At 46.5% G+C, this 10,141-nt stretch carries 8 protein-coding genes and 1 tRNA gene; 1 reads left to right on the forward strand and 8 read right to left on the reverse strand.

What is annotated here, in order from left to right; all coding sequences use genetic code 11:
* A partial coding sequence (locus CALK_RS12440; protein ID WP_162146747.1) for a lectin-like domain-containing protein occupies positions 1 to 1,700 on the reverse strand: 1,700 nt, incomplete at its 3' end.
* Positions 1,701 to 1,966: 266 nt separating this feature from the next.
* Between CALK_RS12440 and CALK_RS11295 the strand changes: the two genes are divergently transcribed.
* A complete protein-coding gene (locus CALK_RS11295; RefSeq protein ID WP_162146745.1) occupies positions 1,967 to 3,382 on the forward strand; it encodes a DUF4434 domain-containing protein in 1,416 nt (471 codons plus the stop codon).
* Positions 3,383 to 3,384: 2 nt separating this feature from the next.
* Here the strand turns inward: CALK_RS11295 and CALK_RS11300 are convergent.
* The 7 genes from CALK_RS11300 to CALK_RS11330 all read right to left on the reverse strand — a co-directional run bounded on the left by CALK_RS11300 (position 3,385) and on the right by CALK_RS11330 (position 10,005).
* Positions 3,385 to 3,457, reverse strand: a tRNA-Phe gene (locus CALK_RS11300).
* Positions 3,458 to 3,503: 46 nt separating this feature from the next.
* The gene (locus CALK_RS12445; protein WP_022637803.1) at positions 3,504 to 3,914 is read right to left on the reverse strand and encodes a Minf_1886 family protein; all 411 of its coding nucleotides are present in this window, start codon (positions 3,912 to 3,914) and stop codon (positions 3,504 to 3,506) included.
* A gap of 1 nt (position 3,915) precedes the next feature.
* On the reverse strand, positions 3,916 to 5,595 hold the full coding sequence (locus tag CALK_RS11310) for a PEGA domain-containing protein (RefSeq protein ID WP_162146746.1): 1,680 nt from the start codon (positions 5,593 to 5,595) through the stop codon (positions 3,916 to 3,918).
* A 99-nt stretch (positions 5,596 to 5,694) separates the two neighbouring features.
* Complete coding sequence (locus CALK_RS11315; protein WP_022637805.1) at positions 5,695 to 6,792, reverse strand: CotH kinase family protein; 1,098 nt, start codon at positions 6,790 to 6,792, stop codon at positions 5,695 to 5,697.
* Complete coding sequence (locus CALK_RS11320; protein WP_022637806.1) at positions 6,786 to 7,802, reverse strand: hypothetical protein; 1,017 nt, start codon at positions 7,800 to 7,802, stop codon at positions 6,786 to 6,788. Before CALK_RS11320 ends, CALK_RS11315 begins: the two co-directional genes overlap by 7 nt.
* A 258-nt stretch (positions 7,803 to 8,060) precedes the next feature.
* Positions 8,061 to 8,798 carry a T9SS type A sorting domain-containing protein gene (locus CALK_RS11325; protein WP_022637807.1) on the reverse strand — a complete coding sequence of 246 codons (738 nt, stop codon included), beginning with the start codon at positions 8,796 to 8,798 and terminating at the stop codon, positions 8,061 to 8,063.
* Positions 8,791 to 10,005: an alanine racemase gene (locus tag CALK_RS11330; RefSeq protein WP_022637808.1), complete on the reverse strand. Its 1,215-nt coding sequence runs from the start codon at positions 10,003 to 10,005 to the stop codon at positions 8,791 to 8,793. Before CALK_RS11330 ends, CALK_RS11325 begins: the two co-directional genes overlap by 8 nt.
* Positions 10,006 to 10,141: the final 136 nt, after the last annotated feature.

Genomic DNA, 10,141 nt, shown 5'->3' on the forward strand with positions numbered 1-10,141 from the left:
TCCACCCGTGCAAGAGCACGGATTGTATCACCGGAAGTAATTATAAAGGGTTCATCATATGGATTTTCACCAATCACGGGTTCAGTATTGCCACGGGCGTAATAAATCGCATCGTCATCCCCAAGGGGAATGAGCTCTCCATCTTCATCACGAAGGTCAAGGGTCACTTCATGCTGTGATGTTGTGAAAAACTGCCGGTTCTCATAGGCTGCATCAACACTGTTATCTTGCACTTGATCGTTGCCGTAGAGCAGCGCAGCGGGAAGATCTTGTTCATACACCCAAAATCCTTCTCGGGGGTCTTCATAGGCATCTCCCGTAGTTGCCACTGCGCGAATTGTATCAGAGGATGTAAGAAGTAAGGGAGTTTCGTACGGGTTCACGCCAATCTCAGGTGCGTCGCCGCCACGACTGTAATACACACGTTCTGTGCGGGAAATCTCCACTTCTTCTCCATCCTCGTCGCGTAAATACAGTGGAACTTCATGTGTTTCCGTTGTGAAGGTATGCGGGGTGTTTTTTGCTTCTTCCAGAGTAGTTGACTGGCGGTACTCCTCTGCAAAGAGGGTCGTTTTGAGCGGGAGGCGTTCAAGATAGATTGTTACTTCTGCCGTATCATGTATCTGAAGTGTATCCTGCGGCGACTCAACATGTTCAGCAAAGGCATTCACAGTGAAATGATAGTTGTTTTGTTCATTGTATACAAGAGAAGCCGTGGGGGAAACCGTGATTTGTCCGGTTTCTTCATCAAAGAAAAACTCCTCTGGGAGATCACGAGCTGTAAGGATGTCAACTGGCTTTTCAAGAGTAAGAACGCCAACCTCTGTGCCAGCGGGGCTTTGCTCAGGAATTGTAAAGGTTTGATCTGAAATAAGTGAGGCGTCATAGGGTTCATAGCGATTCGTAAAATAGAAGGAGAGAATATCGTGGCGACTGTACGCAGCTCCTGTAGCAGAGGTAAACCCTACAAAGACATCGGGGCGTCCCAATATTTCAGGAAGATCGATATTCTCGGTGTGGATGGGAACGTCGGGACGTGAACCCGATCTGCTGACACGAACCTCCATTTCCTCTGTTGTACCATTATAATCCACCCAAGCATGCCATATTTCTCCGTTTTTCATGAGATGTTCCTGTGGAAGAGAAGTGGCCTCTCCATGAATAAAAGGGTGAATTCTATTTTGCCAATAGATGCCGACATGATTATTGCAGGGATCCGGCGTTCGGTGACTCATACTATTATTCCATGTATCAAACTCAACAGCAACACTCTGCTGAATACCCTGGTACCCCATTGAACCACCGCTCTCACCAGCTGTGTTTGATAGCGGTTGCACTACAAAGGCAAGACCGTCTGCTCCGCTGATATGATTGTTAAGCGCATCAGAATAGCCACCATTATCATGAATACGAAAGGTGAAATAAGCACTGAAGGATGCATTAAAATCACCATCATCACCAACTAAGTGGATACGTTCAGTTATAAAGGCACTGCCAGCTTGAGTTGCCCGTGATTCGGTGAGTCTCAGTACATCCCGCCCTTGATCAGACACTGGGGAATCAATGGCATCTTCATTAATTTGCCAAGCAGAAAGATCCGAAAAATCATCATAGGAAAAACTGACTACTCCATCCGATGTAAGTCTTCCCTCATTACCAAACGTGATTTGGGCAACGGAAAAAGTAAAAAGATAATAAATAAAAGAGGTGGTCTTAACGGATGGTTTAGAGAGATATTGGTCATTGCATTCTCCAACAAGTGTTTTATAACATCATGCAAGACAATATAGGAAAAAAACAATAATTTGAATGAAAAAAATTGCTTTTTTGATTAAAAAATAATATAATAGTGATTATGCAAAGGTGTCACTTGTTGTTTGTGGAAATGCAAAGTGTGGCATCTTTGGTTTTAGTCAACAAAAACCTGTATTGTGTTTTTTTGATAGGCACTTTCAATGGGGGAGATTTGTTTTTGTTTCTGGTATTGCTGTTTTCGTCTATATTTGCCACGACGCCGCGAATAAGCGGTTTCTTTGTACAACCCTCCTTAGTGTATGGTGCGGTGGGGTGGAATCAACAGGGTAACGCGGTATTTGACTCGCAAGATGCCTATAATGCGTGGGTTGCCTCCATGGCAGACGTGGGGGGAGAAGATCTGTTTTGGCAATGGAGCGTTCGCTATGAGGCCGATCAGGAGTGGTTTTCCCGTGAGTGGGGTGGTCCTTCATCGGCAGATTTTGCCTACTTCCCCATTTCATCAACAACTCTTTCGGGTATTGAAACACAACGTTGGACCGACCCGACGAATTGGCCTGGAAGCGATGTTTCACCTCTTGAACGAACCCTTGCGGCGTGTGAAAAAGCGGGGGTCAATCTTTGGATTGGTCTGTATGTCAATGAGCATCCTGATAGTTATAACTGGTGGCGAGTTGTCGGTTCAAATGGTATTGATCAAAGAGATTCGGCCATTGTAGAATATCATATTGAACGAAGTATACAGGTGGCTCAAGAGATATTACACGCCTATGGTGACCATGATGCCTTTCAGGGAATCTACATTTCTCCGGAACTACCGAATCTCGGTTTTATGAATCGGGAAGATTGGGACTATGCCGCATACATGTTAGAGCGGATTACCCGAGCGGTTCGAGATATACGTCCGGAAACAAAGATCAGTATCTCGCCTTTTTTCAATACGGATCTTACCTCTCCAGAAGAGTATGGAGATTTTTGGGAACATCTACTTCGTACGGCAGATATTGATGTGCTTATCCCGCAAGACGGCGTTGGGGTTTCTCCTCATACGCTCCATGGTGAGCGCGATATGGTGTCACCCTTTCTTGCCGAACTCCAGCGAGCAGCCAGCACAACCAAGACTTCTTTTTGGGTAAATTGTGAACTCTTTACCAATGAAGGAACGCGTGAAACCCCACGGTTTGTTCCCACGGATATGGAAACCTTTCAGAAGCAGCTTTCTGTGGCGGGGGTATACGCTGAGCGGATCGTTTCTTTCTCCTTTCGCTATATGGACCCCAATCCATCCCATGAATTCCCCGCTGGTACGTGGCTTGGGGATACTGAAGAGGGTGGAGAGCTTCGTCGCGCTCTTTGGGATGCGTATCAGACCTATGTAGAGGATGCAGAAACTACTTTGGGTGAGACGGCACAGGGGTCACCCACTATCTGTCGAAAAGAGTATGTTGCTGCGGGGGCTTCCCAGATACGGATATTTACCAGTTGTGGACGGCTTGTGAGAGAACAGTCTTCCATGAAAGTCGGTGAAGAAGATGTGCAAGCACTTATGCCACAAAATGCAAGGGTATACTTCGTAGAATGGAGCGGAAGGAATGGAAAGTATGTAGAACGAAGATATGGGAGATAAGGTGGCTTCTCGCGGAATCGAACCACGGACACGGGGATTTTCAGTCCCCTGCTCTACCGACTGAGCTAAGAAGCCACATTTCTCAAAGACGAACCTAATATATGTGAATAATTTGTTCCTGTCAAGAATCTTTTATAATTTTTATGTGTTCACGGTTTATCGTGTAGAGACTTCGCCGTGTGAGTCCATCAAAGAGTGGGGCACATCGGTGGAAGTCATCGAGGGAGTCCTCTGTATCTTTTCGGAACAGCTCAATGTCAATGAGGTTGTAGATAATATTACCTACATCAATGGGGGTCTCTATGCCGGCATGGGTAAGTACTTCTTCTCCCATGGCACCATACTTTGCAAAGGCGAGCTCTGCCAGGGATGAGACGATTTGCTGTGCCGACAGATGTCCTGCTGTGTCAGTTTTTGCTCGATAAAACTCCATGGCCGTGGCAACAAGCTCGTAGGCCCCAAGAGAGTAACGCGTGTCCCGTCCCGTGGCAATAATTCTGTTTTCTATGAGGGTAAAGAATGTTTCGGTCATCTTAACGTACCGGCACCATCATAGAGCTGTTTCGACCGCTGCGGATATCAACGGTACGTTCGACTGTTCGTTCACCGTGGCGAAACTCAAGGGTGTGAGATCCCACCGGCAAGGTGATAGCGCTGGTATTGGTTGTGCCAATCTTCTCCCCATCTTTGTAAATATCAGCCATGGGGGGAAGAGAGTTAAAGAAAATCTCTCCCGTTCGTGCCGCTGGTTCAGGCTCAGGTTCAGGCTCTGGCTCAGGTTCTGGGGTAGGTTCTGGGGTAGGTTCTGGGGTAGGTTCTGGGGTAGGTTCTGGGGTAGGTTCTGGGGTAGGTTCTGGGGTAGGTTCTGGGGTAGGTTCTGGGGTAGGTTCCGCACGGCTTTGACGCGGCTCCTGCTCCGGTTCAGGAGCTGGTGTAACTTCTGCACGAGCAGGCGTTTGTGATTCCTCTGGTTCTGTCCGTTGCTCTGCACGTGCTGGTGGTTCTTCCGCAACGGGAGAAGCTGAAAGGCGCGCTTCTACTGAGAGGGGCTCTTCAAAATATTGTACGCGTTTTCGGTGAGACTCATAGCCTTCTTTCTCGAATCGCAGGGTGATATCTCCGTATACAGAGGGGTTCTCCCATGTGTAGGGGGTTGTGCCCAAGCGTCTATTGCCTTCGTACACAACGGCCCCGGAAGGAGTCGAACCTATGTTAATTGCAGGGGGGGGAGAGGATTCCTGTTGTTGTGGTTGCTGCCGTCGCGGCTCTTCAGCTCGACGAATTGGTATGGATCTTCGTTCCCGTTGTGTTTCTGCAGGGGGAGTCTTTTCTTCCTCAGGCTCCTCTTCTGCCTCTGGTGCTTCATCCTGCTCCGGTTCAGGGAGAGCATCATCGAGAGGTGATTCTTCATACAGAGGATCGGGGGCTTGTTCCACCGGTGGCGTGGGTTCTTCCTGCCCCATGAGTTCATGGAGCGGTGTTCCCTTGAAAATTGTATCGCGGTGGATAAAGAGATAGGCACTGCCTCCTGCTAAGAGGGCCACCAAGAGAAACAGTATTATAACGACCCCTGCAGGAAGACTCTTTTCTTTGAAATCATCGTCAAAATCATCATCAAAGTCTCCAGACAATTTGTTGAAATTAAATGATGAAAGGGAAGACTCATCTTCTTCGGGGGCATTAACAACCTGGGTATGTTCCGGGACAACTTGCTGTTGTGATTTCTCTGGTTCTTTTTCTGGCGGCTCTGAGGCAGGTGCTGGAGGAGGTGTCGGCTCTTCGGCGGGAGGGCGTTCTTTTTCCGCAGGGGGCGTTGTGCCATGCTGTTGCACGTAGGACGGAGAACTTACCACATCAGAGATCTTTTTTACTTCTCCATATGATTGACAGACCTTGATGAAATTTTGTACTCCAGCCTTTGTCAAAAGCTCCAATACTTTCGCATGTGAAGCAATAAGTAGTATGCGCCCATCAATGTCTAAGATAATCCGGTTCAGACGGATAAAACGATTGATAGAGTCCGAATAAATATACGTAAGAGAGGTGAGGTCTATGGCAATGTAAGGGTTGCCCGCACGAACCAATTCCTCCGCTTTTTCTCCGAGAGTTACGGCGTCAAGAAGCTCCTCAGGCTCTAATTCAGGAATGAGTACCTTAAAAACACCGATTTTCTTCACAGAAATATTAATGATTGCCTCCCGGTCATGCTCCATTGTGCAGAGTCGTTTTCCCTGGTAAATAATATATATAAATTGATTGAAAAAAACACACATACTTTTCTTCGTGAAAAGTTTCTGCTCTGTTGTGCCTTCTTAGGGCTGGAGAATGGTTTTTTCCATGGTTGATATAAAGTGCCGCACCTGGGAAATCTCTTCGGTAAGATTTGCATCAATCGCACGGAGATAGGGGTCTTCGCGGTGGGCTTGTTTTAGGATGGTTTCTAAACTATCAAGAAAAAGGGCGCTTTCCTGGCGATCAAAAATTTCACGCCGTCTTTTTTCCAAGAGATGGGCAAACTCGGGAATTGTGTCAAACTGCTCAAAGGCTCCATTTGAAAAGCGGGGAATGGTGTCATGGGTGCCGAAAAAGGTTCTGTCTAAGTCCCACGGAACAATCTCAAATTTTTTTGATACGGCGCAGCGGGCAAGGGAAAAGTTGTTCCGAATTCCATCGGAGTTGTCTATAAGTTGAGTAACCGCATAATAATCAATGAAGTTCGAGAGATTTACAAGAGAGTTATCACGTTCTTCCGGTGAGATACCCGAATCTATTTCAGATAAAAGGGCGGAGAGGTCATCGTATTCCATACATCGTGAGGGATATTTTTTTGAAAAACTTTGAGCTGGATGGAGTCCCGTTGTGTGAGTGAGCCAGCCTCCCAACTCAATTCGATACCGACTGAGCAAGGGGCGGTTTCGCACAGAAAAATATTCATCTCGTATCTGTTCACGAATGAGATACAGCCCCATGGGGGTATTGTTAATAAGCACCACCACCGGCTCAACATAGTGGGTTTCCATGCCTGCAGCACGAAAAAAATGATGTGCCGTTAGTTCGCGCACAAAGGAGTGGTCGTGAAATTGGGCAGAAAGGGCATAGCGACTTCCCGAGGAGGTTTTTATGGTAAAAGATGGCTTGGGCAGTCGGCGTGCGTCGTTTCCTTGGCGGCGAATGAGAACGTCGGGAGATTCACAATAGGGAACCGCCGTATCACGCAGGGAGGAGTATTTGATGGTTCCTCGGCGCCATTCATTGGTGTACGAGGTTGAGAAGAGATTGTCGTAGACCCGATCGCTTACGGAGATATGGAGCAGGCGTAGATCGGGATTTTTCCACGATTCCGATTCGTGGGGAGCGGTGAAGTCGCAGGCCTGCAGAAGCAGGAGGAGTAACAGCCAAAACCTTACCATCGTATTCGCACCCGCACTGCTCCCCCGCTGATACGACGGGTATATTCTCCATGGTGTGGCGGGAGTGTTCCATACTGAAAGTCGCCAGAGATGAGCAGTTCTGCAATGTCTGCATCAATAATACCCACGGAGAGCCCCGGCCGAAACTGCAAACTGGTTTTACCTGTCTCGTGATTATCAAGCAGATACACCCCCTCAACAATGGGCCGGATCGTTTCCAGTATGTACTCTTCTGGACGCTGAAACCCGTAGGAGTAACAAAGTCGTATACCACCGTAGAGAATACGCATCTCCTCATTCATTTGTCGCTGAATTCGCTCGGCTGATGGGTTTGTTCCCCCCATGATCTCGATCTCCCCCCGGTGGGCCGCTTGATCATAGTTGAGGGCCATGTTTCCCGTAATAACATGTACTGAGTCGGGGCTTTTTGATCCATGGGTTACAGTGAGCGATGAAGATGCTTCGAGGGAAGATGCGAGCTCCCATTCAAGACGATGTATCATACTGTACCGATGTGACATATCTGCGGCTACGGCATGCCAATAGGTTCGATTATCCCTGCGATGACGGTAGGCGAGGGTAAAATCACGGCCAGGTAGATGAAATGAACGAATTCGTTCGTGCAAAATAGAGCGATCAATCAGCTGTCGTTCATCATGGGAGAGCCGTTCTTCGAAGGAGAGGCGTTTTTTCATATACCCCGCCCGAATTTGTCGTCCTCCACCTAGAGAGAAACGCACATCAAATGTACCCATATGTAGGGCTTCATCATCTATGTCAAAGGCGAGATCTGTACGTAGGGTTATACCAGATAGCGGGGATATGGCGATGTCTGTGGTGAGCTTTCCATGTCGTTGAATATCCTCGTCATAAACGTAGACAGAATCATTGAGGGATACAGACATGTCGTGATAGAGCACTCCCAGACTTGCCGCACCGCTCAGGGAGATGTCAGAAGCTGCAAGGGTAAAACAAACAGATAGAATAAGCAGTGCAAAAGAATGCCGCATAGATCTCCTTTATCATGGGTTGTTCTAAAATATGTTTAATCTTTCAAGAGGAGAAGAACTGTTTTTTTACGAAAAAAGAAAAAAAAGTGTTGGTGTTTGGCTAATTTTGATATATCTTATTGGTGAGTGGATACTCCCTCCACTCTATGTGAATGTGTGTGATGATGAGATATCAACCGATCGCAACGGTTGGTTGAGGAAGAGGCGGCTATATGCCGCCTCTTTTCGTATGCTCCTACTGCACTAATTCTTCAGGGATTATCGTACAAAACGTGTTGAGTGCACGCCCTGTTTTGTATGTACTACAGGAATATATACGCCCGAGGAAAATGATTCAAGATTTACCGTGTGGGAGCCGGAAGTGAGGTCTCCCGGCTCTGATTGATACACCCTGCGTCCTGTTGGTGCATATATGTGTAATACGCCATCTTGATGCGTGTTGAGGGTAAACTTGTCGTCTCCGGCAGAATACTGCACTCCTTTTAAACCGTTTTGAGGCTCCTGAGATTCGTTGATGTGGGCAGTGCTTCTTTGAAGACGCCATGTCTTGTTTGGGCTTGTATTTGTGGAAACCATATGGGGTGTGCCCTTGTTATCAACAAAAAGGGTTGGCGCTCCTGGTTCCTCCATAAGGATGGTACCGTGAGAATCGATAACGCGAAAGGAATATCCTTCCTCATCTGAATATGATGCGTCAATAATTTCCCATGTGCTCTTTGAGTTAAACCAATGCTGCGTCGCGGTAACACTGTAGGTATTTTCAGAAATGGTATATCCTGGTATTTCCTGCGTAGCTATGGTTTCACCAGTGGTCCGATCAATTATCCGAAGTGTTTCAGATGTCAATATTGCGGCATATACGTTGTTGTTTGCCGAAAGCGGTGTTCGGGCGATGCCTATATATACATCCTGGTCATAATAATCAATTGATGATACGAGCTCAGGGCGAGCAAGCACACAGGAGATCAAACAAAGACTCAATACCATACTACGCATGGGAACTCCCTTCATGTTCATTTGGTAAAAGATGCTCAGGTATTTCTTCTGGAGTTGTTATGTCGGATAGTTTTTCTCGGCGTCGGATGAGTTCCATGGTTCCTTCTTCTGTTATCAACACTACGGCGGGACGATATGTGATAAATTGCATCCATTGGGTAACGTTATATGCTCCAACCGGCCATATTACAAGGGGGCTTCCAACCGACATGGGAGGAAGAGATATGGATTCCGCAACAACATCTATGTTCATGCACAGTGGGCCATACAATGTTGTTATTTCAGGGATTCCATCCGTTGTTTCACCGGGTCTAATAGAGAAGTCATACCAGTTGCCTGTGTAGAGATTTGTGATACCAGAATCAAGAAAGTAGGCTGTACGGTTATAGGGAAGTTGTTTTTCGGCAATAAGGGAAGTAATAAGATAGCCGGCTTCATCGATAAGGTGGCGTCCAGTTTCAAGATAAAGCTTTGGACGTCGTCCCGAAGGAAGATTTTCCAAGAGGGTAGAGCAAATAGTATCTGCAAATTCTTCTACCTTTGGCACGGCTATTTCCGGAGGCATATAGCTCCCCTTAAGTCTGTTTTTGGATGGAAACCCTCCACCAATATCTAAGGTGTCAATGGTACAGTCAAGAAGAGACTCTATGCGTGTCATAAACTCTATCATTTTTCTAACCTGTATGGCGTAGGCCTTTGGGTCTAGCATAAATGTTCCGATATGGGCATGAAGCCCAGAGAGAGAAAGCCATTTGCTTTTTGATATCCGAGCTACAGCTTCAAAGGCTTGGTTTCGTTCAAGATCGAAGCCAAATTTGTACCACCGTGGATAGGTTCCCGTGTCCATATTGAGACGTATACCGATAGTTGCAGTTTTACCCATTGATTTAGCAACATTTTCTGCTCGGTATAATTCTTGAAAACTATCGATATTCACGACGGCATTTTCAGAAAATGCCCGTTGCAGTTCTCCGTCGCTTTTGTGTGGACCGTTAAAAATAATTTTATGACCAGGAATACCGAGGGAACGAGCTTTTTCATATTCGAAACCGGAGACAACCTCCGCAATAGATCCTTCTTGATGAAAAATAGAGCAAATTGCATTGAGGTAGTTGGTTTTATAAGACCAGGCAAATTGTACATTTGGGTATTGAGTTGAGAAACTGGACCTGCCCGGAAAAAGTATATAGAGAGTTAAGCCATACATTCTGGTTTTCCACTAAAATATATCTGTTCCATTTGATCCGGCGTCTTCCATCCATTCGCTGAATGTTTTCTAACCCGATTATAGTAAATCTCAATGTACCAAAATAGATCCCGTTGTAACTCCTCCTTTGTCTTGT

The organism is Chitinivibrio alkaliphilus ACht1 (assembly GCF_000474745.1).
GTDB lineage: Bacteria > Fibrobacterota > Chitinivibrionia > Chitinivibrionales > Chitinivibrionaceae > Chitinivibrio > Chitinivibrio alkaliphilus.

What these genes read in the sequence shown, in the direction of transcription:
- CALK_RS11325 (WP_022637807.1), bottom strand. Translation starts at nt 8,798, where the DNA reads ATGCGTAGTATGGTATTGAGTCTTTGTTTGATCTCCTGTGTGCTTGCT.
- CALK_RS11320 (WP_022637806.1), bottom strand. Translation starts at nt 7,802, where the DNA reads ATGCGGCATTCTTTTGCACTGCTTATTCTATCTGTTTGTTTTACCCTT.
- CALK_RS11330 (WP_022637808.1), bottom strand. Translation starts at nt 10,005, where the DNA reads ATGTATGGCTTAACTCTCTATATACTTTTTCCGGGCAGGTCCAGTTTC.
- CALK_RS11310 (WP_162146746.1), bottom strand. Translation starts at nt 5,595, where the DNA reads ATGGAGCATGACCGGGAGGCAATCATTAATATTTCTGTGAAGAAAATC.
- CALK_RS12445 (WP_022637803.1), bottom strand. Translation starts at nt 3,914, where the DNA reads ATGACCGAAACATTCTTTACCCTCATAGAAAACAGAATTATTGCCACG.
- CALK_RS11315 (WP_022637805.1), bottom strand. Translation starts at nt 6,792, where the DNA reads ATGGTAAGGTTTTGGCTGTTACTCCTCCTGCTTCTGCAGGCCTGCGAC.